The sequence below is a fragment of the Monashia sp. NPDC004114 genome (genome assembly GCF_053603855.1).
The window spans coordinates 45,278-69,245 of sequence record NZ_JBSGGK010000004.1; the positions used below are offsets into that span (position 1 = coordinate 45,278).

The window sequence follows — 23,968 nt, forward strand, 5'->3', positions numbered from 1 at the left end:
ACCGTCGCCGTCACCCGTGCGCCCCGGGGCCTCGCAGCACCGGAGCGAGGGCGTCCAGCACCGACGCGTCCTCGATGGTCGCCGGCACGGAAGGCGTTGCGCCGTCGGCCATCTCGCGCATCGTCTTGCGGAGGATCTTGCCCGACCGGGTCTTCGGCAGCCCCGCGACGATGTCGACCTGCTGAAGCGCGGCGACGGCCCCGACCTCGGACCGCACCAGGGCAACGAGCTCACGCTTGATCCGGTCACCGTCGGCCGCGGCGTCGACGCCGGACTTCAGGACGACGAGCGCCCTGGGCACCTGTCCCTTCAGCTCGTCGCGCACCCCGATGACCGCGCACTCGGCGACAGACTCGTGGCCGGCGAGCGCCGCCTCGAGAGACCCCGTCGACAGCCGGTGCCCGGCCACGTTGAGGACGTCGTCGGTGCGGCCCATGACATAGAGGTAGCCGTCCTCGTCGAGGTAGCCGCCGTCGCCCGTGAGGTAGTAGCCGGGGTATGCCGCCAGGTACGACGAGACGTACCGGTCGTCGTCGCCCCAGAGGGTCGGCAGCGTGCCCGGCGGCATCGGGAGCCGGATGCAGATGGCTCCTTCGACGCCAGGTGCGACGGGCTCCCCGCCGCCGTCGAGGACCTTGACGTCGTAGCCGGCCACGGCCACTGTCGGCGATCCGGGTTTGATCGGCAGCAGCCCGATTCCCTTGGGGTTGGCGGCGATCGGCCATCCGGTCTCGGTCTGCCACCAGTTGTCGACCACCGGTATGCCGAGCGCCGCCGAGGCCCACTCATAGGTGTCGGGGTCGAGGCGCTCGCCCGCCAGGTAGAGGGCTCGGAAGCGCGACAGGTCGTGCTCGGCGACCTTCGAGGCCTTCGAGTCCTCCTTCTTGATGGCGCGGAAGGCTGTTGGCGCGGTGAACAGGGTCACGGCGGCATACTCCTCGATGACCCTCCAGAACGCGCCGGCGTCGGGCGTGCCGACCGGCTTGCCCTCGTAGAGGACGGTGGTCGCGCCGGTGAGCAGGGGGCCGTAGACGATGTACGAGTGGCCGACGACCCAGCCGACATCGCTGGCGGTGAACATCGTCTCTCCCGGGGCCACGTCGTAGATGTTGGCCATCGACCAGTGCAGCGCCACGGCATACCCGCCGCTGTCACGGTAGATGCCCTTCGGCTTCCCGGTCGTGCCAGAGGTGTAGAGGATGTAGAGCGGGTCGGTGGCTGCGACGGTGACGCAGTCGGCACCGGCTCGCGCGGCGTCACCGGCCTCCCACTCGACCCAGTCGAGGTCGCGCTCACCGAGCTCGGCCGGCTGCTGCTCCCGCTGGAGGATGACGCAGCGCTCAGGCTGGTGGGACGACCGGCGGATCGCCTCGTCGAGGAAGGGCTTGTACGGCACGATGCGGGATGGCTCGACGCCGCACGACGCCGACAGCACGACCTTGGGGGCGGCGTCGTCGATCCGGGCAGCGAGCTCCTGTGGCGCGAAGCCGCCGAAGACCACGGAGTGGATGGCGCCGATCCGCGCGCACGCGAGCATCGCGATGACGGCCTCGGGAACCATCGGCATGTAGATGACGACGCGGTCGCCCTTGCTGACACCGAGACCGGCGAGCCCGCCCGCCACGGCACGCACCCGCGCCAGCAGGTCGGCATACGTCAGCGTGGCCTTGCGGCCTGTGACCGGCGAGTCGTAGCGGATCGCCGGCTGGTCGCCACGGCCGCCCTCGACGTGGCGGTCCACGGCGTTGAAGCAGACGTTCAGCTCTGCGTCGGGGTACCACCGGTAGAAGGGCGGGTTCGAGTCGTCGAGGATGCGCCTCGGCGGCGTCACCCAGTCGATCGCCTCGGCTGCCTTGGCCCAGAAGGCATCCGGGTCGCGCAGGCTCTCGTCGTAGGACTTCCGGTATGCCGTCAGGGGGCCATCGTTCATGACCTCACTCTGCCGTCGCGGGCTCCGGCGCACCAGCCTTCTCCGGCTCGCGTGACGCATCCGACATGCGGCGGGCCGTGATGGACACGCAGAGGACCGCCGCGACGAGGCAGAGCGCCCCGGCGACATACCACGCGAGGTCGTACGTCCCGAGCTGGTCGCGCACGAGGCCGGCACCGGCGGCGGCGATCGCGGCGCCGAGCTGGTGCGAGGCGAAGACCCAGCCGAACACGATCGGGGCGCGGTCGCCGAACGCAGAGCGGCACAGCGCGATCGTCGGCGGCACCGTGGCCACCCAGTCGAGCCCGTAGAACAGTACGAAGGCGAGCATGTTCGGGTGCATGTGGTCGCTGAACAGCGACGGCAGCAGGAACAGCGACGCGCCGCGGAACGTGTAGTACAGCGCCAGGAGCAGGCGAGCGTCGACCCGGTCCGTGAGCCACCCGGAGAAGATCGTCCCGACGATGTCGAAGACGCCGACGAGAGCGAGCAGGCCGGCGGCCGTCGTGGTCGGCATGCCGTGGTCGTGCGCGGCCGGGATGAAGTGCGTGCCGACGAGGCCGTTCGTCGACATGCCGCACACGGCGAAGCTGCCGACGAGAAGCCAGAAGACCCCCGTCCGCGACGCGCCCCGCAGGGTCGACAGTGCCAGCCGGGCTGGGTCGGTGGTGGGCCGCGGTGGTCGGGCCACGGGCGTGCCGGCCGGCGCGCCGTAGGCGGTCGTGCCCAGGTCGCTCGGGTGGTCGTGCAGCTTCCACAGCACGAGCGGGACGACGGCGAGCGCCGATCCAGCGGTCGCGACGGCCGCCGAGCGCCAGCCGTGGTGCTCGGCCAGCCACGCGAGCAAGGGCAGGAAGACCAGCTGTCCGGTGGCGCCGGCCGCGGTGAGCACCCCGGTGACCAGCCCGCGACGCGCCACGAACCAGCGGCCGGTCACCACGGCGACGAGGCTCATCGCCATCGCTCCGGTGCCGAGCCCGACGACGATGCCCCAGCAGAGCACGAGCTGCCACGCGGCGCTCATCCAGATCGGCAGGACCGAGCCGATGCTGACGAGGACGAGGGCCACCGCGACCACCCGCTGCACGCCGAGGCGTTCCATGAGCGCGGCCGAGAACGGGGCTGCGAGGCCGAAAAGGATGAGGTTGACCGAGACGGCGGCGCCGATGACGCCCATCGGCCAGCCGAACTCCTCGTGCAGCGGCGTCATGAGCACGCCGGGCGTCGACCGGAAGCCCGCTGCCCCGATGATCGTCAGGAAGGTGACGCCCGCCACCCACCACGCCGGGTGGAGGCGACGGCGGGTCTGGGAGAGTGCGGGCGCGTGGCGGTCAGTGAGGGTCACCAGCCAACCTTGCGGCATGGCGACGGACGGAACGAGTGGCCAGAAGGACATGATGTGCAAGAATCTGGCCATGACCGCGCCAGCCGGCCCACACCGAGTTGCCGTCCTCGCCCTCGAGGGCGTCGTCGCCTTCGAGCTCGGCCTGCCGCACCGCTTCTTCAGCGCCGGCGCGCTCGACCCCGGGTGGCCCGGCCCGCTCACGGGCGCGCCCGCGCCCTACGACGTGGCCATGTGCACGCTCGACGACGGTCCCGTGACGACGTCCGCGGGGTATGCCGCCCTGCCGACGCACCCGAACAGCGTGCTCGCCGAGGCGGACACCATCGTCGTGCCCGGCATCACGAACAGCCCCATCGTCTCCTCGGGCGAGCTGCCGCCAGGGCTCGTCGAGCTCGCGGGCACGGCCCGGCCAGGCGCACGGTGGCTCTCGATCTGCACCGGGGCGTTCGTCCTCGCGGGCCTCGGGATGCTCGACGGTCGTGAGGCCACGACCCACTGGGTGTACGAGGAGCAGTTCCGGCGCTGGCACCCGCAGGTGCGGCTCACGCCCGACGTGCTCTACGTCGACCACGGCGACGTGCTCACCTCAGCCGGCAACGCCGCGGGGATCGACCTGCTGTTGCACGTGCTGCGCTGCGACCTCGGCACAGAGGCCGCGAACCGCGTCGCACGAGGTGCCGTGGTCGCTCCCTGGCGGGCCGGTGGCCAGGCCCAGTTCATCGAGCGTCCAGTGCCCGGTGAGTCCGACGCCGGAACCGGCCCGACTCGCGCCTGGGTGCTCCAGCACCTCGCCGAGCCCGTCGGGCTTGCCGACCTGGCCCGGCACGCGGGCATGAGCGTGCGAACCTTCACCCGACGGTTCCGTGAGGAGACCGGCGAGACGGCGGGGACGTGGCTGGTGCGCGCCCGTGTCGACTGGGCCCGGCACCTGCTGGAAACGACGGACCTGCCGGTCGACCGGGTCGCGACCGACGCTGGGTTCGGCACGACGGCGTCGCTGCGCCAGCACCTCGGCGCTGCGGTCGGCCTGTCCCCGCTGGCCTACCGCCGCACCTACCGTGCGGAGCCGGCCTGACGGCATACGCGGGTTGACCGGCATACGCAGGTTGGCAGCGTCCGGGGCCGCCTCAGGCCGTGGAAGCGGCCAGCTGGCCGCAGGCCCCGTCGATGTCCTGCCCCCGCGTGTCGCGGATCGTCGTCGAGACGCCGTGAGCGCGGAGGCGCTCGACGAAGTTCTGCTCGACGCCATGGCGGCTGGCCGTCCACTTGGACCCCGGAGTCGGGTTGAGCGGGATCGGGTTGACGTGGACCCAGCCGCGGCCCCGGGCGTTGAGCTTCTCGCCGAGCAGGTCGGCACGCCAGCCGTGGTCGTTGATGTCGCGGATGAGGGCGTACTCGATGGACACGCGGCGACCGGTCGCCTGGTAGTAGCGGTACGCCGCGTCGAGCGCCTCGTCGACCTTCCAGCGGGTGTTGATCGGGACCAGCTCGTCCCGCAGCTCGTCGTCCGGGGCGTGCAGTGACAGGGCCAGCGTGACCGGGATGCCTTCTGCCGCGAGCTTGTCGATGCCAGGCACCAGCCCGACCGTCGACATCGTGATTCCGCGCGCCGACATGCCGAGACCGTCAGGGGCGGGGTCGGTGAGGCGCCGGATCGAGCCGATGGCGGCCTTGTAGTTCGCCAGCGCCTCGCCCATCCCCATGAACACGACGTTGCTGACCCGTAGCGGGTGCTCGCGATCCTCGTCTCCACCACCCGCGAGCTCACCGCGCCGCAGCGCACGCGCCGCCCACACGACCTGCTCCACGATCTCGGCTGTGGACATGTTGCGGGTCAGACCCGCCTGCCCGGTCGCGCAGAACGGGCAGTTCATGCCGCACCCGGCCTGGCTCGAGATGCAGATCGTCACCCGGTTCGGGTAGCGCATGAGCACCGACTCGACGATCGCACCGTCGTGCAGGCGCCAGGCGTACTTCATCGTCTGGCCGTCGTCGGCCTGGCGCCGCACGATCGGCGTGAGCAGCGTCGGGAGGAGGTCCGCGACGAGCTCGGCGCGCACTGCCTTGGGCAGGTCGGTCATCTGCTCGGGGTCGTCGACGAGCCGTTCGAAGTAGTGCGTCGACAGCTGTTTGGCGCGGAACCCCTGGTGGCCCAGCGACTGCACCGCTTCCTTGCGCTCGGCCGGCGAGAAGTCGGCGAGGTGACGGGGTGGCTTGCCGCGGCGCGGCGCGCGGAACGTCAGCTCACCCGGCTCGGGGCGCGTTGTCGTCGGCTCGGGCAGCGGCACGGAGGTCTCAGTCATGGCCGGCCCATTGTCTCAGCCCCGTCAAAACGACGCCCATCGCCGCCCCCACCCGTGGTCGAGTGGGCGCCCCGTCCCAGCCGCACCAGCCGAATGCCGCCCCCACCCCGGTCGAGTGGGCGCTCCGTCCCACCCGCCCCAGTGACACCTGTGACACTTGTGACGGATGGGACAGAGCGCCCACTCGACGTGGGCGGAGGGCCGGGACTGAGCGCCCACTCGACGTGGGCGGAGGGCTGGGACTGAGCGCCCACTCGACGTGCGCGGAGGGCTGGGACTGAGCGCCCACTCGACGTGGGCGGAGGGCCGGGGCAGCTCAGGTCGGTTGGGCGGCGAGGAGGGTCAGCACCGCCCACACGATCGGTACGACGACGACGAGCGAGTCCAGGCGGTCCATGATGCCGCCGTGCCCCGGAAGGATGTTGGACATGTCCTTGATGCCGAGGTCCCGCTTGATGAGCGACTCCATGAGGTCACCGATGGTCGCAGCGATGGCCACGCCCACGCCGAGGAGGATCCCGATCCACCACGGATGACCGAGGAAGAAGTGCACGGTGGTCGACCCGCCGATGATGCACAGCAGCACCGAGCCTCCGAAGCCCTCCCACGACTTCTTCGGGCTGATCGTCGGTGCCATCGGGTGCTTCCCGAAGAGCACGCCGGCGGCATACCCACCCACGTCGCTGCAGACGGTCGTGATGAGGAAGACGAACATCCGCCCGACACCGTCCTGGGCCGAGAGCAGCAGCGCGGCGAAGCCCACCAGGAAGGTCGGGTAGGTCGAGACGAAGACGCCGGCAAGGACGTCGCGACCGGCGCCGTCGAGGCGGCCGGTGCCTCGCCACAGCACCACGGCGAGGCAGGTGAGCGCCCATGCGACGGTGAGCGCTTCCGGGCCGTGCACGTAGGCCGCCCACATCATCCCCACGGCGCCGGCGAGCGCCGGCACGAGCGGCGCCAGCACGCCCGCGTGGCGCAGCGCGGCCCGCATCTCCCAGATGCCGACCCCCACCGCGAGGGTGATGACGACGAGGAACGACTCCTTGTTGATGAGCAGCGAGGCGATGATGACGATGCCGAGCCCGACCCCGACGCCGATCGCGGCGGGCAGGTTGCGGCCGGCGCGGCTCGGTTTCTTCTCGAGGACCTTCTCGGGCGGCAGACCCGCGACGTCGTCGAGCGTCGGGTCGTACGGCACGGGCTGCAGGACGCCCTCGCCCGGGGCGTCGGGCTGCTCGTCGGTGGGTTCCCCTGCGGCCGCCGCGTCGCGGCGCTCCGACGGGGAGTCAGTCGTCATCATCAGGTGGAGCAGCGAGGTCACACCTCGAGCAGCTCAGCCTCCTTGGCCTTGACGAGGGACTCGACGAGGTCGGTGTGCTTCTTCGTCAGGGTGTCGAGCTCCTTCTCCGCACGAGTGCCGTCATCCTCGCCGACCTCGCCGTCCTTCACGAGACGGTCGAAGTCGGTCTTGGCCTTGCGGCGGATGTTGCGCACCGAGACGCGGGCCTCCTCGGCCTTGTGGTGGGCGAGCTTGATGTACTCGCGGCGGCGCTCCTCGGTCAGCTCCGGCATGATGCAGCGGATGGTGTTGCCGTCGCTGCTCGGGTTGACCCCGAGATCCGAGTCGCGGATCGCCTTCTCGATGCCGTGCAGAGCCGTCTTGTCGAAGGGGATGACGAGGATCGTGCGCGGGTCGGGGTTCTGGAACGAGGCGAGAGTCTGGAGCGGGGTGGGGGCGCCGTAGTAGTCGACCAGGAGCTTGTTGAACAGGCCCGGGTTGGCGCGGCCGGTGCGGATGCCCGCGAAGTCCTCCTTGAGGACGTCGATGGCCTTGTCCATCTTCTCCTCGGCCTCGAACATCGTCTCATCGATCATGGCTGTCTGGCTTCCTCGTCCCTTGGTGCGGGTGGTGCTGCGAGTGGTGCTGCGAGTGGTGTGGCGGGTAGTGCGGCGGGTGGTGCGGCGCGGTCAGGCGTTCGTGACCAGCGTGCCGATCTTCTCACCGAGCAGCGCGCGTGTGATGTTTCCCGCGCCTTCCATGCCGAAGACGATCATCGGGAGCTTGTTCTCCATGCACAGGCTGAACGCGGCGGCATCGACCACACGGAGCCCCGCCGCCAAGGCGTCGCCGAAGGTCACGGTGTCGAGCTTCTTGGCCTCGGGGTTGGTGCGCGGATCCGCGTCGTAGACGCCGTCGACGCCGTTCTTGGCGATGAGGACGGCGTCGCACTTGATCTCCAGGGCGCGCTGGGCGCTGACCGTGTCGGTCGAGAAGAACGGCATACCCGCGCCGGCGCCGAAGATCACGACGCGCCCCTTCTCGAGATGGCGGATCGCGCGGCGCGGGATGTACGGCTCGGCGACCTGCTGCATCGCGATCGCCGACTGCACACGCGTCTCGATGCCTTCCTTCTCGAGGAAGTCCTGCAGGGCAAGGCAGTTCATGACGGTGCCGAGCATGCCCATGTAGTCGGCGCGCGTGCGGTCCATCCCCCGCTGCTGCAGCTCGGCGCCGCGGAAGAAGTTGCCGCCGCCGATGACGACGGACACCTGGACGCCCTGGCGGACGGCCTCCGCGATCTGCTTGGCGATGCCGGCCACGACAGCGGGGTCGAGACCGATCCGGCCACCGCCGAACACCTCACCGGAGAGCTTGAGCAGAACCCGGTGAAATGGGGTGGTCTGGGCGTCGGTCATGGCGCGGGCCTCCTCGTGGGCAGCGGTCCAGCGGGTCGGTCGATCTTTCCACATCCGGCCCGCAGGGACCGCATCGAGTGCGGCGCCCGAGGCCGGGCCCGGACGAGGTCAGTCGTCGAGCGCCTTCTGGAGCACGGCGGGGAGCGCATCGGCGAGCCGCGCGTAGTCCTCTTCGTCGTTGTAGGGGGCAGCGGCCAGCCGCAGGTGCCCTCGACCCCCGAAGGCAACGGGCGGCACGACGATCCCGGCGGCATACAGGCGCTGCCAGAGGGCATCGGCCGCGTCGGTCGTCGTGGCGACGCCGTCGGGGAGGACGACGAGCTCCATGCACGGCGCCGTGGGTATGCCGCCGCGCGGGCTCTGCGTCCCTAGCGCGGTGCGCACGTGCTCGGCGCCGCGGCGGAGCAGGTCGGCGCTTCGGGCGACCTGGTCCCAGCCGCCCAGACGGTGCCAGAAGTCGATGCCGTCGGGGACGGCCAGCCACGCCGAGTGGTCGACGGTGCCCTGGAGGTCGAAGGATGCGGGGAACGGCTCGCCGTGGCTCCACGACGTGACGCGCGGCCGCACCGTGTCACGGTGACGTGGCGCCACCCACAGTGCTGCGGCGGACCGTGGCGAGAAGGCCCACTTGTGCAGGTTGCCGACCCAGAAGTCGACCCCGAGGGACTCGACATCGACACCGGGCAGGGCGCCGGGGACGTGCGCCGCATCGACGAGCACAGGTGTCCCGGGGGATGCCGCCGCTGTCGCGGCGGCGACCTCCACCACGGGTAGCACGAGCGCGGTCGGCGAGGTGATCTGGTCGACGATGACGGGGCGCGTCGCCGGTGTCGTGGCGCTTCTGAAGGCGGCGACGACCTGCTCGTTGGTCGCGTCGGTGCCGAACTCGGCGACGGCGACGCGGGCGCCGCGCGCCTCGACCGCCATCGCGGCAGTCGGGTAGCCATGGTTGCTGACGATGACCTCGTCGCCCGGCCCGATGGCCAGCGCATCGAGCACGACCGCCACGCCCTCGCTTACGTTACGGACCATCGCGACCGAGTCCGCTTGCAGCGCAAGGAACTTCGCCGCATCCTCGCGAGCCGCGGCCAGCTGCGCCGGAAGCTCGTCGCGGAAGGCTCGCATGGGCGCCCGCTCGACGGCCGCACGGGCCCGGTCCTGTGCCTCACGCACCGCCCGCGGCACGGCGCCGAACGCCCCGTGGTTGAGGTGGGTCAGGTCGGGGTCGAGCTCGAAGAGGCGGGTGATGTCATGGCGCACCCGTCGATCCTGCCTCAGTGGGAGATGTCGGTGGCCAGGAGGGTCTGGCAGGCGAGACTGTCCTGGCCGGCCAGCGGCGCAGGACCGAGGGCGGCGGCGCGGGCCCGTCCGAGGTTCCACGACAGGACGTCGGGTGGCAGGGGCAGGTCGCTCGCAGACACGATGCACGCCGCGATGGGTCGGGGCAGTCCCTCGACGATCGTCGGCGCCGCGTCCGCACCGAGGGTCGCCAGGTATGCCGCGTCGAGCTGTCCAGTGGCCGTGTACCGGTCGATGTTGCGCTGCGCCACCCATGCCTCCGGATTGGCCAGGCCGGTACCGAGGACGAAGACCGCGGCCGATAGCAGCGCCGCACGGGGGAGCCACCAGCCTTCGAGGCGGATGCCGGCGACCATGACGAGCACGACGAGCAGGCCGAGCCACAGCTCGACACCGTCGACGAGCACGCGCAGGACCGTGAATCCATACGCCTGCTGGTAGAGGTCCATCCGATGCAACGCCGAGGCGACGACCACGAGCGTGAGGGCGCACAGGATCCCGACCGCGACCCGGAGGACGAGGCGCTCGCGGGCCGTGGCCCGGGGAGCCTTGCGCACGGTGACGGCCACGGTCAGCAGGGTCAGGATCGTCGCGACGGTGAGCTGGCCGAAGCCCTGGTGGACGTACTCGGCATACGTGAGGCCGGTCGTGCGCTGGATGTAGTCGTGCCCACCGAAGAGCGCGGCCGCCTGGGCGACCACGAAGGCAGCGAACAGCGCCACGACGAGCCCGACCGGCACCACCCACTCCCAGATGCGTGACACGGGCCGGGCCTCAGGCAGACGGAGACGCTCGACGCGTGGAGGGTTGAGAGCGAGGTAGCAGGCGGCCAGCACGGACCCACCGATGACGAAGCCGACGAACGTCCGCATGATCAGGCTGTCCCACGCGAAGTCGGGAACGAGCGCGCTGGCCCACGAGCCGAAGATCGCGTCGCCCGACGCGAACAGACCGCCGAAGACGACCAGCGCGACGATGGAGATCGCCGCCGTGCGCACGACGGGCCACAGGACCGACCTGCTGCTCGTCGCCGAGATGGTGCGGCCGAGCAGGGGAAGGCCGCGTACGGCCGCGAGCGGCCAGGAGACGAGGCTGCCGAGCATCGACACCAGGGCCTTTGCATCGGTCAGGGCGACAGCTGTCAGCACGATCCCCACTGCGATGGCGAGCATGGTGAGCCACTCCGCCGCCCGGAGGACGACGAGGCTCGCGAGGCCCACACCCACGACGGTCGTGACCGTCGCCCAGCGGGTGCGCCGGTGGATCGAGGTCCGCCAAACGAGTGTGCCACCGGCGAGCAGCACGAGCAGCAGGGCCACCCCGTTCTGGTGGAAGGGAAGGATCGCGCCGGCAAGGACGCCGACTCCGAGCGCGCCGACCAGCAGGGCTACCTGCGGCGACAGACCAGCCTCGGGCCACAGGTCGCCGAAGACCGAGTCGAGGAAGGGCCGCGGGGCGGCAACCGGATGCCCCGGAGGCGCGGTGGCGCCCGAAGGGGTGCTCGACGGGGTGCTCGACGGGGTGCTCGACGGGGTGCTCGACGGGGCGCTTGCCGGGTGGCTCGTCGGTGGGTCGGCTTTCGGGTTCGCGGGCGGTCCGACGGGCACGCTGGCGGTCACAGTGGTCTCCTGGGTCGCGGTCGACGTGAGTGGTGAGACGGGCGATGGTTCCTGAGGGAGCACGGCGCGAAGGCGTGCCCCCGACTGGCCTGGGGCGCAAGGGACTACGGCGATCGACCCGCCGTGCAGGTCGCACACCCAGCTCGCGATGGCCAGGCCGATGCCGCTGCCGCCGACGGAGTCGTCCCCCGACCCGAACCGGTCGAAGACACGCTCGGCGCGCTCGGGCGGGATGCCTGGACCCTCGTCGGCCACCTCGAGCCACCAGCGGTCCGGCCCGTCGACGCCAGTCGACACCGTTACGGTGCCACCGGGCGGGCTGTGCCGGTCGGCGTTGTCGAGCAGGTTCGCGAGCAGCTGGGCGAGCCGGGCCGCGTCGGCGGAGACGACGAGGTCGGGTGGCTCGACGCGGGTGACGTGCTCGATGCCACGGCGTGAGACGCCTGCCTCCGCGACGGCCCGCTCGAGCAGGTCTGCGACGCGGACCTCCGCAAGCGCCAGCGGCGTCCGGCCGCCGTCGACGGCACTCAGGTCGAGCAGGTCGCCGACGAGTCCGCCCAGACGCTCCGCTTGGGCCAGCGCCGTGCGCAGCACGTCGTCGTCCGGACCAACCACGCCGTCGACGAGGTTCTCCAGCAGCGCCTGCTGCGCCGCCAACGGGGTCCGCAGCTCGTGTGACACGGTCGCCACGAGCTGCCGCCGCTGCTGGTCGGCCGTCGCCAGGTCGGACGCCATCGTGTTGAAGGCGTGCGCCAGCTGTCCCACCTCGTCGGCCGAGGTGGCCGTGACCCGACGGGAGTAGTCCCCCGTGGCCATCCGCTCTGCGGCGTCGGTCATCTCGCGCAGCGGAGACGTCATGCCGCGCGCGAGCCACTGCGTCACGCCGAGGGCCGCGGCGACGGTCACCGGCACCGTGAGCCAGGCGGGGACACCGGCGCGATCGCCGATCTCCGCGACGAACGCGGCTGCGATCACACTCGCCCCGACGAGCAGGCCAAGCTTGGCCTTGATCGACCTGATGCCGTCAAGGGGTCGCTGCGGGTTGACCAGGCCGGGACGCATCTGGCGCACCGGGCTCACTGGTCTGCTGCCGCGGGGCCGGGGGGCTCGAGCGCGTAGCCGATGCCGTGCACGGTGCGGACCCGGTCGGCGCCGATCTTGGCGCGCAGCGACTTGACGTGGCTGTCGAGCGTTCGCGTGCCGGTCGCGTCGGCCCAGCCCCACACCTCACGCATCAGGTCGTCGCGCTCGCGGACCACGCCGGGCTCGGCTGCGAGGGCCAGAAGCAGGTCGAACTCGAGCGGCGTCAGGTGGACCTCGGCCCCGTCGACTGAGACCCGTCGCGTGCCGCGGTCGACCCGCAGCTGCCCCAGCGCGAGCACCGGTGGCTGCTCGGCGGCCAGGGCCCGCGCCCGCTCGACGCGGCGCAGCAGGGCCCGGATGCGGGCCACCACCTCGCGCATGCGGAACGGCTTGGTGACATAGTCGTCCGCGCCCACCCCGAGCCCGACGAGCAGGTCGGTCTCGTCCGCTCGCGCGGTCAGCATGAGGACCGGCACCGGTCGCTCGGCCTGGATGCGTCGGCACACCTCCAGCCCGTCGAATCCGGGGAGCATCAGGTCGAGAACCACCAGGTCCGGACGGTGATCCAGGTGGGCGGCCACGGCGCCGGGCCCGTCGTAGGCCTGAACGACCCGGAAACCTTCTGCGACAAGGCGATCGGTCACCGCCTCGTTGATCGTGGCGTCGTCCTCGACGACGAGCAGGGTGGCCTCGACGTTGGCAGGCGGCGGCGTCTCGGGGGTCCCTTCAGGCATGGTCCGAGCGTAGGAGTGCCCGGGTGGGCGTCGCGCGCGCGACGTGTGGAGATTGTGTGAATGCGGCCGGCTCATGGACGAGCCGGCCCTCCCGACAGGTATGCCGCCCGCCTGGGTCAGGCGGGCGGCATACCGGGACGTGCTGCGTGGGTCGCTCAGGACCTCACTGGCCGACGCGGAAGCGCGCGAAGGACTGCGCCGTGGCGCCGGCCTCCTCGAGCACCTTGCCGACCGACTTCTTGGCGTCCTTGGCGAACGGCTGCTCGAGCAGCACGTTGTCCTTGAAGTAGCCGTTGACGCGCCCCTCGACGATCTTCGGGAGTGCAGCCTCGGGCTTGCCCTCCTCGCGCGCGGTCGCCTCGGCGATGCGACGCTCGTTCTCGACCGTCTCGGCCGCGACCTCGTCGCGGGTCAGGACGGTCGGGCTGAACGCGGCGACGTGCATCGCGACGTCACGACGGACCTGGTCGTCGCCGCCCTCGATCGCCACGAGGACGCCGATCTGCGCGGGCAGGTCGGGGCTCGTCTTGTGGAGGTACGCGGAGACGTTGGCGCCCTCGACGCGGGCGACGCGCTTGATCTCGATCTTCTCGCCGATCGTCGCGTTCGCGTCGTCGAGCAGCTCCTGGACGGTCTTGCCGTCGGGCGTCGTGCTGGCGAGCAGCTCCTCGGCCGAGGTGGCCTTGGAGGCGATCGCCTGCTCGAGGACCTGGTCGGCCAGGGCGATGAACTTCTCACCCTTGGCGACGAAGTCGGTCTCGCAGAGGACCTCGACGAGCGTGCCGTAGCCGTCCTGTGCCTTGGCAGCCACGAGGCCGTTCGAGGTCGTGCGACCCTCACGCTTCGTGACTCCCTTGAGGCCCTTGACGCGAAGGATCTCGACGGCCTTGCCGCGGTCGCCCGCGGCCTCGTCGAGCGCCTTCTTGACGTCCATCATGCCCGCGCCGGTCTGCTCGCGAAGCGCCTTGATGTCAGCGGCGGTGTAGTTCGCCATGCTCTGTTTCGCTCTTTTCGTCAGTGAGTTTCGTGCGGAGTTCGACTGTGGCCGAAGGACGCTCAGGCCTGCTCAGCCGTCTCGGCCGTCTCGGCCGTCTCGGCCGCGATGGCCGAAGGCTCGAGCGGGGCCTGCTCGGAGGCGTCGGCCTCGAGCGCCTCGGCGGCCTCGGACGTGGCCGGTGCGACCTCGGAGACCGCAGCCTCGGCGTAGAGCTCGCGCTCCCACTCCGCCAGGGGCTCCTCGGTGCTCGTCGCCTCGCCGGTGCGGCCGGTCGAGCGCTGCACGAGGCCATCGGCGACGGCGTCGGCGACGACCCGCGTCAGCAGTGTGACGGAGCGGATCGCGTCGTCGTTGCCCGGGATCTTGTAGTCGACCTCGTCGGGGTCGCAGTTGGTGTCGAGGATCGCGATGACCGGCAGGCCGAGCTTGCGGGCCTCGTCGACGGCCAGGTGCTCCTTCTTGGTGTCGACGACCCACACGGCCGAGGGGACCTTGGCCATGGTGCGGATGCCGCCGAGGGTCTTCTCGAGCTTGTCCTTCTCACGCTTGAGGACGAGGAGCTCCTTCTTGGTGCGGCCCGAGCCGGCCACGTCGTCGAAGTTGATCTCCTCGAGCTCCTTGAGGCGCGTGAGGCGCTTGGAGACCGTCTGGAAGTTGGTGAGCATGCCACCGAGCCAGCGGTGGTTGACATACGGCATGCCGACGCGCGTCGCCTGCTCGGCGATCGGCTCCTGGGCCTGCTTCTTGGTGCCGACGAAGAGGATCGTGCCGCCGTGGGCCACGGTCTCCTTGACGAAGTCGTACGCGTTGTTGATGTACGTCAGCGACTGCTGCAGGTCGATGATGTAGATGCCATTGCGCTCCGTCATGATGAAGCGCTTCATCTTGGGGTTCCAGCGACGGGTCTGGTGCCCGAAGTGGACGCCGCTCTCGAGGAGCTGGCGCATGGTGACGACGGCCATGCCGTGTTCTCCCTTGTTTCGTTGTCGACAGTTGGTCGGCGGCGTGAAGCGAACGGTCGTGCCCCGAGGGACACAGCCGGACGGCATACGCCGCACTCCTGGCGCCTGCCCGCACCCCGCCCGACCCTGCTCACTGGAGCGGGACGGGACTGCCGTGGTGCGGCCCGGGCCGTGTGGCCCGGCAGAAGACGCGCGAATTTGGCCCCGTGCGCCGGAGCACACGTGACCGCCCTCCATGGTACGGCCTGACCCGCGATGTGGAGAAATCGAGTGGACCCGCCAGAATGACTCGCATGGCGCACTGGCTCGGGACGATCCCGGCATTCGTCGTCCTCTCGCTCGTGCTCTTCGTGCCCGGCTGGCTCGTGGTGCGGGCGCTCGGCGCGCGCGGTCTGGAGGCTCTGGCCGTCTCCCCCGCCGTCACGGTCGGGATGGTGGCCGCGTCCGCGACGGTCGCCCAGCGTGTCGGCGTCCGCTGGGGACTGGTGCCGCTGATCGTGGTCACCGCGGTGTGCGTCGGCGTCGCCTGGCTCGTCGTGCGGCTGCTCGGCCACCACGACCCGCACCTGACGCCGTCGCGCCGCTTCCTCGGCCGTCCGCGCCCGGACGTTGCGATCGCCGTGGCGCTCGGCGCGGTCATCGCGCTCGCGTTCATCGTGCCCTCGATGGGCCGCCCCGACGAGCTCGTCGACAGCCCCGACGCGGTCTACCACCTCAACCGCATCGCCCTGTTCCTCAACACCGGCAACTTCTCGATCGCCAACCCGACCTTCTACCCCAACGGTTTCCACGCCTGGGTCGCGACAAGCCTCATACCCGGCGTCGCCGACGTGCTGCCCGGCACCAATGTCGCCACGCTCGTGCTTGCCGTGCTGGTCTGGCCGATCGGCTGCGTGGCGCTCGTGCGCCACGCGCTCGGCAGCAAGCCGCTCGTGACGTATGCGGCCGGGCTGGCTTCTGCGGCGTTCATCTCCTTCCCGACGATCCTGCTCGGGTGGGGCGTCCTTTGGCCCAACCTCATGGCCACCGCGCTGACCCCGGGGGCCTTGGCCCTGATGCTGCAGGCGGCCCGCTCGCGCAGCGTCGGCCAATGGCTCGGCTTCGCGGCCGCGATGCCGGGTCTCGCGCTCATCCAGCCCAACGCCCTCGTGGCGCTCGTGCTCTTCGCGCTCGTGTGGTTCGTCGCGGCGCGGTTCCGAGCCGGGCTGCTGGGGCACCTGCCGTGGTGGAAGGTCGGCCGGGACCTCGCCGTGGTCGGGGTGGTCTGCGTCATCGGCCTGGTCATCGCACCCGTGGTGTCAGACCGTCTCGCCTCGACCCAGTCGTACGCCTGGAACAACCGCATCCCGATCTGGGACGCGCTCGTCGAGGTCGTCGGCGGCAGGCTGCAGATCCCGGTCGTGCTTTGGGGCCTGCTGGCCCTGATCGCCCTCGGCATCGGCTGGATCGTGATGCGCGCCAGGGCCGCCATCCCGGTGGTCGCCATGTGGGGTGCCGTCGTCGTGCTCTATGTCATGGCTGCCTCGTCCACGGCGTCGTGGACCGCGCTCATCACGGGCTACTGGTACAACGACAAGGTCCGGCTGGCCGCGCTCGCCGCCGTGCCGGGTGTCGTGCTCGTCGCAGCGTCGGCACCTGCCATCCGCGCCCTGCTGTGTCGCGTGTCCTGGATCTCCAGGCGCCCGGTCGCGTCCTCGGTCGCGGCCCTCGCGGTCATCCCTCTGGTCACCGTCGTCGCGAACGCCTCGACCCGGGTCGACTTCCTCACCGAGTTCTACCAGCCGAGCGACCCGAAGAAGGTCATCCTGTCGTTCGAGGCTCAGGACTCGCTGCGGCAGCTCGCCGCCCTCATCCCGCCCGGGCAGGGCGTGGTGGGTCGCCCCGAGAACGGGTCGCCCTTGATGTACGCCCTCTTCGGCACGAACACCCTCTACCGATCCATCCCGATCCCGGCGACCGGTGACGAGATCCTCATCGGCACCGGCTTCGACGAGATGGAGCAGCGGCCCGAGGTCTGCCAGGCCATGGCACGGCACGACATCCGCTGGGCCATCGACTCCCCGCACGTCTACTGGCTCGACCGGCCCGAGCGCAGCTCCGGTCTGAAGGACCTCGACCAGGTCAGCGGCGTCGAGAAGGTCCAGACCGTCGGCGACTACACCCTGTACCGCGTCACCGGCTGCCCGGAAACCACGCCCTGACCCGATACCCCCACGTCGACTGATGGCCGGCCTCCGGGGCCCTCAGCACTCTGGACCCTCGGGTCCAGCCGGCGCGGCTACGCTCGCCCCATGTCACCCGGCATCCCGACGTCCCCGGTCATGGCCTTCGGCACGACGATCTTCGCCGAGATGTCGGCCCTCGCGACGGCCACCGGGAGCATCAACCTCGGGCAGGGGTTTCCCGACACCGACGGTCCTCCCGAGATGCTCGCCGCTGCCAAGGCGGCGATCGACGGGGGCCGCAACCAGTACCCGCCGGGGCCTGGCGTCCCCGAGCTGCTCGAGGCGATCTCGAGGCACCAGTCACGTTTCTACGGCATCACCGTCGACCCCGCCTCGCAGGTGCTCGTGACCGTCGGCGCGACGGAGGCGATCGCGTCGGTGGTGCTGGCGCTCTGCGAGCCGGGCGACGAGGTGGTCACCTTCGAGCCCTACTACGACTCGTATGCCGCGACCATCGCGCTCGCTCGCGCCAACCGACGGACGTCGGTGCTGAGGTTTCCCGACTTCGCGGTCGACGAGGAGTCGCTGCGGGCGGCGTTCTCGCCACGGACCCGCCTGGTCCTGTTGAACTCGCCGCACAACCCGACAGGCAAGGTGTTCAGCCGGGCTGAGCTGGAGCTCATCGCCTCCCTGGCCCGTGAGCACGACGCATGGGTCGTGACGGACGAGGTCTACGAACACCTGGTCTTCGACGGGGTCGAGCACGTGCCGATGGCGACCCTGCCGGAAATGTTCGACCGCACGATCACCATCTCCTCGGCCGGCAAGACGTTCTCGGCCACCGGCTGGAAGGTCGGCTGGCTGTCGGGGCCCGCGGAGGCCGTCGCGGCCGCCCGCACGGTCAAGCAGTTCCTCACGTACGTCGGCTCCGGGCCGTTCCAGCCCGCCGTCGCGCTCGCGCTCGGGCTGGGCGACGAGGTGTATGCCGGCCTGCGCGACTCGCTCCAGGCCAAGCGCGACCTGCTGTGCTCTGCGCTGGACGAGCTCGGTCTCACCGTGTCCCGGCCAGGAGGGACGTACTTCGTCATCGCGGATGCGGCTCCGCTGGGTGCGGTCGACGGGCTGGAGTTCGCGCGGCGCCTGCCCGAGATCGCAGGAGTCGTCGGTGTCCCGGTCTCCGTCTTCCACGACGACAAGGACGCGGCGCGCACGCTGATCCGCTTCGCGTTCTGCAAGAAGGACGAGGTGCTCGTCGAGGCCGCAAGCCGGCTCGCCAGGGCCGGCCACCAGAGCTCCTGAGGGCGAGCGTCGGGCTTTCCACAAGGGCGGACGCCACGACGCAGTTGTCCACAGTGGCCGGTGGCTGGGCCTACTTGTCCCAGAGGCAGATTCATCCTTGGTCCATGATGTTCACGGATGCACTTGCCGGCCTGGTCGCCCTCGTGACCTCTGTTGCGACCTCGACTGCGGCACCGGCCGCGGGAGCGACCCTGGGGCCGAGCGGTGGGTCCGTCGCGGGATCGGTCGCGGGATCGGTCGCGGGACCGGTCGCGGGACCGGTCCCGGGGCCGGTCCCGGGGCCAACCGGGCAGCGGGCCGCCCCGATGCGCGGGTGGATGTGGCCGCTCGAGCCACGGCCCGAAGTGGTGCGTCCGTTCGACCCGCCAGGGGAACCGTGGGGCAGCGGGCATCGCGGCGTCGACCTTCGCGCCGAGGTCGGCCTTGCCGTCCGGTCCCCTGCTGACGGAACGGTCGCCTTCGCCGGCACCCTCGCGGGCCGAGGCGTGGTCGTGGTGAGCCACGACGGCGGGCTGCGCAGCACGTTCGAGCCGGTCGAGGACGGCCCACCGGTCGGCACGCACGTCGTCGCGGGCGCGACGGTCGGACGCGTGTCAGGCCAGCCCGGTCATTGCGTGCCGGTGACCTGCCTGCACTGGGGCGTGCTGCGCGGCAGCATCTATCTCGATCCCCTGTCCCGGCTGCGCCAGACGCCCGTCGTCCTGCTGCCCCTGCCCTGATCGCGTGCGGATCGGACCACCCGTGGACGGTTCCGCCCGCCCGGCGCGTGTCGACCCCGGAGCGCGCCCCATGGTCAGGCTCGTGGGTGCGCCTGCTCGTAGCTCCGGCGGAGCCGGTCGACTGAGACGTGCGTGTAGATCTGTGTCGTGGCCAAGCTCGCGTGACCGAGGATCTCCTGAACCATGCGCAGGTCGGCCCCGCCCTCGAGCAGGTGGGTTGCGGTGCTGTGCCGCAGTCCGTGTGGCCCGAGATCGGGCGCGTCCGGCAGGTGCGAGAGCAGCTCGTGGACCGCGGACCGCACCTGCCGCGCATCCACTCGGCGACCTCGCCGACCGAGGAAGAGTGCCGCGCCCGACCGTTCGTTGACGAGCCGGGGTCGCGTGGCGAGCCAGTCGGAGATCGCCGTCGCCGCGGGGACGCCGAACGGCACCATCCGTTCCTTCGCCCCCTTGCCCATGACCCGGACGACGTTCTGCGCCAGATCGACGTCATCGACATCGAGCGCAGAAAGCTCACCGACGCGGATCCCGGACGCATAGAGCAGCTCGAGAACCGCCTTGTCGCGCACGTGGATCGGGTCGGCGTCGTCAGCGCGGACCGCGGCCAGATCGAGCAGGTCGCTTGCCTCCCCTTGCTTGAGGACACCCGGCAGGCCTGCTCGTCGCTTCGGGGCGACCAGGCGGATCGAGGGATCGACCGGGATCCGGCCCGTGTGCTCGGCCCACTTCAGAAACGTCCGCGCGGCCGCAGCGCGGCGGGCGATGGTGGCGCGCGCCGCGCCGGCATCTGCCTGGTTGCCGAGCCAGGCCCGGAGGTCTCCGATCCTGAGGTCCGCGACCTGCGTGATCCCACGCGATGCCGCGAACGACACGAGATGACGGACGTCGCCGAGATACGCCCGGCGCGTGTGCACCGACCGGCCCCGCTCCGCACCGAGGTGCCTGGAGAAGTCGTGAAGCAGCTCTACGTGCTGCTCGAGCTCCGCGTGCTGATCGAGCACCGCGTCAGCGCCCGGCGTGCTGGCGATGTCCTCGCCGCCCCTGGCCTCCCAGCCCGCGACTGCCCCGCCGGCCGCCAGGCCGGAGCGGGCGCGAGTCACATCAGTCACTCCCGCACCATGACAAACCGACACGCCCAACGCAAGCACCCCCAGCGCCTCCGATGCCCGACGGCGCCCAAGAACGCCCCGTCAACGGCCTCAGAGGTCCGAGCTGGGTCGTGGCCTAGGTATCGGCCAACGCCTCGAGGTTGAGTCGGCTGCGGCCCAGGAGCCAGCCGACTGTGACAGTCAGCGCGGGCGCGGCGGTGGCCTGGACGACCAAGGGCGTCCACAGCGACAGGTCACGCGCCTGCCCGGCGCCCCAGACGGCGAGGAATGCGATGCCGGATGCCGCGACGGCTGGCACCCCGGCCGCCACCGCGATCGCGACCGGCAGGGTGGCCTGCACCGCGGCTGCGGATCGGGTGACCCGGGATGGGATGCCCATGGCGCGTTGTGCCACCAGGGTGCGCTCGGCGGCCCACCGGGCTTCGGTCATCGAGAAGACGAACATGAGAAGACAGAGCAGGTACGCCAGCGTGAGCGCGGCGCGCAGCACGGCGGTCTGCGACCGGTAGCGGTCCAACGACTCCGGGTCCTTGGTGTTGTGCGCCACCAGCGCGTCCGGTGCGTCGGCGCGGAGACGTGCCTGCAGGTCGTCCGCCTGGCCGGCGGGGACGGTGACGCTGATGAACGGGTTTGGTTCGTGCATCGCCCATGGCGCGAGGGCGGGCGGCATGAGCAGGCTGTCGAGTCCCATCCCGCCGGTGCTCGCCCTCGGGGCGATGAGGGCGACCGGTGCACGGTCGGCCTGGGCGACGCGCACCCGGGCGCCGGCCGGGATGGTGCCGGGAGCGCCGTCGGCACCAATGCGCAACGGGCCTGGAGTGCAGACGATGTCGGTCAGTGCGTAGGCCCGGGCGTAGTCGCGGCAGCCCATGACGGTGATCGTGACGAGCTCGGCGCTGCCGTCCCGCTGGCCGGTGACGGTGATCTCGGTCGTGGAGGGCAGGTCTCGCTGTACCGCATCTCGCTGACTCTGCGGCGCCCGTGACACATCCACGGTCAGGACGGCCGTGGTTGGGTCGCCGACCGCATCCAGATACGTCCCGTGGAGAAAGGCAGTCGACGACCCGGTCACGAAAAGAGTCGCCACGAGCGCGCTGACCAGCCGGCGGCCGAGCAAGTCCGGCGTCTGCGCCAGCCTGGCGCCGAGCCGGAGCCCGGCTGGCAGGTCCGTCGTGGACAGCCACCGGCCGATCCCGGCCGAGAGCCACGGCAGGGCAAGCAGCAGCCCGGCCGTGGTGGCCACGCAAGCGGCCAGGACCAGGGGTACGTGGGTCATCGTGGGCAGGACGGTGCCGTGCGGCGGTGCCTGCCAGACCTTGATGACCACGACGACGAGGAACGCCGCGCCCACGAGGGCCAGCGCGCCACCGACCCAGGCCCTCCATGGGCGCTGCCGGCCGCTCGTCTCTCCCGTGCGCATCAGGCGACGCATGCCGCGTCGGCCGACCGCCCAGGTCACCAGGTATGCCGTGGCGACCATCCCACACGCCAAGACTGGTCCGATCCGGGTGTCCTCGACAAACCAGCGCACGCCGAGCACTCCGCCCGCGAGCCACGGCTGCGCCAGCGAGTTCAGGCCCACTCCCGCCGCCGCGCCGATGGCCGCGACGACGGCGAGCTCGGCGCCGAAGATCCGGGCGCAGCGGTCCTGCGAGACGCCGATAAGGCGCAGCGCACCGAGCCGAGCCCTACGACTCGAGACGGACAGACGCCCGCAGACGTTGAGGAACACCAGCGCGGGCACCGCGACCAGGACCATCGCCTCGAGCCCGAGCGCCGAGGAGTCGTCGCTGGTCCCGTCGCGCGGCCCGAAAGAGGTGACCGCATCTGGCATGTCTGCGTCAGGCGAGCCTGGATCGGGCGAAACTGGGTTCAGCGCGTCTGGATTCGGCGCCTGTGGGTCGGGCGTGACCGCCCGCGCCGGGCCTGGACCCGGCGCCGCGCCGAGCCCGGACTCTGCGGGAGCTCCGGTAGTGACTCTGGTGTAGGAGACCAGCTCGTCCGGGCTGACCAGTCCGGCCTGGCCGATCGGCGTGGGGTCGATGGTGCCGAGGCCCGTCAGCTGACGGTGATCGCGACCGAGCATGTCCCGCAGCGCCGGTGAGACAACCGTGTGCCCGGGTGCGGGCAGGGTGGCCAGGCCTGGCGGCACCGGGCTGTGCCCGTCACCGCGGTCGAGCCGAACCTGGTTCCACTGCTGGCCACCCAGCACCGTGGTGGAGGACTCGACCGTGAGGCCGACCGTGCCGGCAGGCGGGTGTGCCCACACCGGCATACGGGCGGCTTCGCGGTGCGCGGCGGCGCCCAGGGCGCGGGGCACCGCCACCCCAACGAGCAGAGCCGCCACCGACAGCGCCATCCCGACGGCCATCATGATCAGCCGTGCGACATCTCTTCGACCAGCGCCACGCACCAGCCGGGCCGCAACCCGAAGATCCCCTATCACTGCCCCGGTCCCGTCGACACCACGGCGCCCTCGCGACCTGAGGACGTGCCGCCCTGTCCGCCGAGAACCTCTCCCTGGGCCCCTCCATGGGCAAGCTGCCCGTCCACGACCCGGACCAGGCGGCCTACCTTCGCGGCCGCGACCGGATCGTGGGTAACGAGGACCAGCAAGGACCCCAGTGAGGCCGAGGACTCGACGAGCAGGTCGAGCACGAGGTCCCGGTTGCGGGTGTCCAGCGCCCCGGTCGGCTCGTCCGCGAAGACCACGGAGGGGCGGGTGGCCACAGCGCGTGCGATGGCGGCGCGCTGGCGCTGCCCACCGGAGACCTGCTTGGGTCGGCGTCCCGAGGAGTCCGAGATGCCGAGCCGCTCGGCCCACTCGTCGGCCACCGCGAGAGACGCGCGACGGCTCGAGCCGTTCAGCTCGACCGGCAGGGCGATGTTCTCACGCAGCGTCAGCTCCGAGACGAGCTCGGCCGACTGGAACACGAACCCGAAGCGACGCAACCGGATCCGGCTCCGGACCCGATCGGACAGCTCGTACAGGTCCCGGCCCTTGAAGGCCACCGTTCCCGCGGTCGGCGGCTGCAGACCCGCAAGACACCGCAGCAGCGTCGACTTGCCTGACCCGGACGGCCCGACGACGGCGACCGACTCGCCGGCCCGAGCCGCGAAGCTCAAGCCGCCGAGCGCCGGCGTCTGCCCGTAGTCGACCCGCAGATCTACCCCCGACAGCAGAACCTCAGCACCAGCCACCGACTCCATCAGTAGTTGTAGGTGCCGACCGAGCACACCTGCCCGAGGAACGTGCGGTCGCGGCAGACCTGGGCCTGGCTGTGCCGGACGTAAAGCGCCTGCGGGTCGTAAACCACGCGGTTGATCGACGCGTTCGAACGCGACGCCGCCTTGGCCAGCTGTGTCCAGCCGTAGCCCTCGACCCGCGCGTAGAAGTACGCGTAGTGAGTATCGGTCGTCCCCGTGTTCCTCAGCGTGCCCGAGTAGTAGATCCCGGTACCCGGGTAGGTTCCTGAAGGCTTCACGTCGTATCGGTAGCTGCCGCTAGCGGACGCCCCGCTCACGCTCAGGCTGAAGGTGCCCGACGCCGCCGCCATCGCGACGCCCGCACCAAGCAGCACCGACAACCCGGCCACACCCGCGATGGCCACAACTCGCTTTCCAGAACGCATGAATCTCCTCTGTGTGGATGGATTCGGCCGCCTGACGGCTCGGCCGGGAGCAGTCGGGCTCCCGGAAGGAAACTA

General features: G+C 71.0%; 19 protein-coding genes. 4 read left to right on the top strand and 15 right to left on the bottom strand.

What is annotated here, in order from left to right:
* Positions 1–10: 10 nt before the first annotated feature.
* Together ACWEOW_RS07100 and ACWEOW_RS07105 are read right to left on the bottom strand one after the other, a co-directional pair.
* The gene (locus ACWEOW_RS07100) at positions 11–1,930 is read right to left on the bottom strand and encodes an AMP-binding protein (protein ID WP_452268476.1); all 1,920 of its coding nucleotides are present in this window, start codon (positions 1,928–1,930) and stop codon (positions 11–13) included.
* A 4-nt stretch (positions 1,931–1,934) separates the two neighbouring features.
* Positions 1,935–3,275 (bottom strand): MFS transporter, encoded by a 1,341-nt coding sequence (locus ACWEOW_RS07105; RefSeq protein WP_452268477.1) that lies wholly within the window; start codon positions 3,273–3,275, stop codon positions 1,935–1,937.
* Positions 3,276–3,345: 70 nt separating this feature from the next.
* On the opposite strand from ACWEOW_RS07105, the gene ACWEOW_RS07110 reads away from it, so the two are divergent.
* Positions 3,346–4,350 (top strand): GlxA family transcriptional regulator, encoded by a 1,005-nt coding sequence (locus tag ACWEOW_RS07110; protein ID WP_452268478.1) that lies wholly within the window; start codon positions 3,346–3,348, stop codon positions 4,348–4,350.
* A gap of 52 nt (positions 4,351–4,402) precedes the next feature.
* Here ACWEOW_RS07110 and rlmN read toward each other — a convergent pair whose 3' ends face one another.
* The 9 genes from rlmN to rpsB all read right to left on the bottom strand — a co-directional run bounded on the left by rlmN (position 4,403) and on the right by rpsB (position 14,969).
* Positions 4,403–5,578 carry a 23S rRNA (adenine(2503)-C(2))-methyltransferase RlmN gene (gene rlmN, locus ACWEOW_RS07115; RefSeq protein ID WP_452268479.1) on the bottom strand — a complete coding sequence of 392 codons (1,176 nt, stop codon included), beginning with the start codon at positions 5,576–5,578 and terminating at the stop codon, positions 4,403–4,405.
* A gap of 316 nt (positions 5,579–5,894) precedes the next feature.
* The gene (locus ACWEOW_RS07120; RefSeq protein ID WP_452268480.1) at positions 5,895–6,899 is read right to left on the bottom strand and encodes a phosphatidate cytidylyltransferase; all 1,005 of its coding nucleotides are present in this window, start codon (positions 6,897–6,899) and stop codon (positions 5,895–5,897) included.
* On the bottom strand, positions 6,896–7,453 hold the full coding sequence (frr, locus tag ACWEOW_RS07125; protein ID WP_452268481.1) for a ribosome recycling factor: 558 nt from the start codon (positions 7,451–7,453) through the stop codon (positions 6,896–6,898). Before frr ends, ACWEOW_RS07120 begins: the two co-directional genes overlap by 4 nt.
* Positions 7,454–7,546: 93 nt before the next feature.
* Positions 7,547–8,275, bottom strand: a complete 729-nt coding sequence (pyrH, locus tag ACWEOW_RS07130) for a UMP kinase (RefSeq protein WP_452268482.1) — start codon at positions 8,273–8,275, stop codon at positions 7,547–7,549.
* Positions 8,276–8,383: 108 nt separating this feature from the next.
* Positions 8,384–9,535: an aminotransferase class V-fold PLP-dependent enzyme gene (locus ACWEOW_RS07135; protein ID WP_452268483.1), complete on the bottom strand. Its 1,152-nt coding sequence runs from the start codon at positions 9,533–9,535 to the stop codon at positions 8,384–8,386.
* A gap of 14 nt (positions 9,536–9,549) precedes the next feature.
* On the bottom strand, positions 9,550–12,273 hold the full coding sequence (locus ACWEOW_RS07140) for a DUF4153 domain-containing protein (protein ID WP_452268484.1): 2,724 nt from the start codon (positions 12,271–12,273) through the stop codon (positions 9,550–9,552).
* Positions 12,270–13,010 (bottom strand): response regulator, encoded by a 741-nt coding sequence (locus ACWEOW_RS07145; RefSeq protein ID WP_452268485.1) that lies wholly within the window; start codon positions 13,008–13,010, stop codon positions 12,270–12,272. The genes ACWEOW_RS07140 and ACWEOW_RS07145 overlap by 4 nt, the downstream gene beginning before the upstream one ends.
* A gap of 163 nt (positions 13,011–13,173) precedes the next feature.
* The gene (tsf, locus tag ACWEOW_RS07150) at positions 13,174–14,004 is read right to left on the bottom strand and encodes a translation elongation factor Ts (RefSeq protein WP_452268486.1); all 831 of its coding nucleotides are present in this window, start codon (positions 14,002–14,004) and stop codon (positions 13,174–13,176) included.
* Between the two features lie 62 nt (positions 14,005–14,066).
* Complete coding sequence (gene rpsB / locus ACWEOW_RS07155; protein ID WP_452268487.1) at positions 14,067–14,969, bottom strand: 30S ribosomal protein S2; 903 nt, start codon at positions 14,967–14,969, stop codon at positions 14,067–14,069.
* 293 nt (positions 14,970–15,262) lie between these two features.
* Between rpsB and ACWEOW_RS07160 the strand changes: the two genes are divergently transcribed.
* From ACWEOW_RS07160 to ACWEOW_RS07170, 3 genes are all read left to right on the top strand, one after another.
* Complete coding sequence (locus ACWEOW_RS07160; protein WP_452268488.1) at positions 15,263–17,170, top strand: DUF6541 family protein; 1,908 nt, start codon at positions 15,263–15,265, stop codon at positions 17,168–17,170.
* Positions 17,171–17,260: 90 nt separating this feature from the next.
* Positions 17,261–18,433, top strand: coding sequence for a pyridoxal phosphate-dependent aminotransferase (locus tag ACWEOW_RS07165; RefSeq protein WP_452268489.1), 1,173 nt, complete (start codon positions 17,261–17,263; stop codon positions 18,431–18,433).
* Positions 18,434–18,537: 104 nt separating this feature from the next.
* The gene (locus ACWEOW_RS07170; RefSeq protein ID WP_452268490.1) at positions 18,538–19,152 is read left to right on the top strand and encodes a murein hydrolase activator EnvC family protein; all 615 of its coding nucleotides are present in this window, start codon (positions 18,538–18,540) and stop codon (positions 19,150–19,152) included.
* Positions 19,153–19,226: 74 nt separating this feature from the next.
* Here the strand turns inward: ACWEOW_RS07170 and ACWEOW_RS07175 are convergent, their stop codons facing one another.
* From ACWEOW_RS07175 to ACWEOW_RS07190, 4 genes are all read right to left on the bottom strand, one after another.
* Positions 19,227–20,153 carry a tyrosine recombinase XerC gene (locus ACWEOW_RS07175; protein ID WP_452268711.1) on the bottom strand — a complete coding sequence of 309 codons (927 nt, stop codon included), beginning with the start codon at positions 20,151–20,153 and terminating at the stop codon, positions 19,227–19,229.
* Between the two features lie 223 nt (positions 20,154–20,376).
* Entirely contained in the window at positions 20,377–22,635 is a 2,259-nt protein-coding gene (locus ACWEOW_RS07180) for a hypothetical protein (RefSeq protein ID WP_452268491.1), read from the bottom strand.
* 68 nt (positions 22,636–22,703) lie between these two features.
* Complete coding sequence (locus tag ACWEOW_RS07185; RefSeq protein ID WP_452268492.1) at positions 22,704–23,471, bottom strand: ABC transporter ATP-binding protein; 768 nt, start codon at positions 23,469–23,471, stop codon at positions 22,704–22,706.
* Entirely contained in the window at positions 23,471–23,893 is a 423-nt protein-coding gene (locus ACWEOW_RS07190; protein ID WP_452268493.1) for a hypothetical protein, read from the bottom strand. Before ACWEOW_RS07190 ends, ACWEOW_RS07185 begins: the two co-directional genes overlap by 1 nt.
* Between the last annotated feature and the right edge of the window lie 75 nt (positions 23,894–23,968).

Bases quoted from the DNA above. Each gene is read 5' to 3' on its own strand.
- ACWEOW_RS07100 (WP_452268476.1), bottom strand. From the start codon at position 1,930: ATGAACGATGGCCCCCTGACGGCATACCGGAAGTCCTACGACGAGAGC.
- ACWEOW_RS07110 (WP_452268478.1), top strand. From the start codon at position 3,346: ATGACCGCGCCAGCCGGCCCACACCGAGTTGCCGTCCTCGCCCTCGAG.
- rlmN (WP_452268479.1), bottom strand. From the start codon at position 5,578: ATGACTGAGACCTCCGTGCCGCTGCCCGAGCCGACGACAACGCGCCCC.
- frr (WP_452268481.1), bottom strand. From the start codon at position 7,453: ATGATCGATGAGACGATGTTCGAGGCCGAGGAGAAGATGGACAAGGCC.
- pyrH (WP_452268482.1), bottom strand. From the start codon at position 8,275: ATGACCGACGCCCAGACCACCCCATTTCACCGGGTTCTGCTCAAGCTC.
- ACWEOW_RS07145 (WP_452268485.1), bottom strand. From the start codon at position 13,010: ATGCCTGAAGGGACCCCCGAGACGCCGCCGCCTGCCAACGTCGAGGCC.
- tsf (WP_452268486.1), bottom strand. From the start codon at position 14,004: ATGGCGAACTACACCGCCGCTGACATCAAGGCGCTTCGCGAGCAGACC.
- rpsB (WP_452268487.1), bottom strand. From the start codon at position 14,969: ATGGCCGTCGTCACCATGCGCCAGCTCCTCGAGAGCGGCGTCCACTTC.
- ACWEOW_RS07160 (WP_452268488.1), top strand. From the start codon at position 15,263: ATGGCGCACTGGCTCGGGACGATCCCGGCATTCGTCGTCCTCTCGCTC.
- ACWEOW_RS07165 (WP_452268489.1), top strand. From the start codon at position 17,261: ATGTCACCCGGCATCCCGACGTCCCCGGTCATGGCCTTCGGCACGACG.
- ACWEOW_RS07170 (WP_452268490.1), top strand. From the start codon at position 18,538: ATGATGTTCACGGATGCACTTGCCGGCCTGGTCGCCCTCGTGACCTCT.
- ACWEOW_RS07180 (WP_452268491.1), bottom strand. From the start codon at position 22,635: ATGATGGCCGTCGGGATGGCGCTGTCGGTGGCGGCTCTGCTCGTTGGG.
- ACWEOW_RS07185 (WP_452268492.1), bottom strand. From the start codon at position 23,471: ATGGAGTCGGTGGCTGGTGCTGAGGTTCTGCTGTCGGGGGTAGATCTG.
- ACWEOW_RS07190 (WP_452268493.1), bottom strand. From the start codon at position 23,893: ATGCGTTCTGGAAAGCGAGTTGTGGCCATCGCGGGTGTGGCCGGGTTG.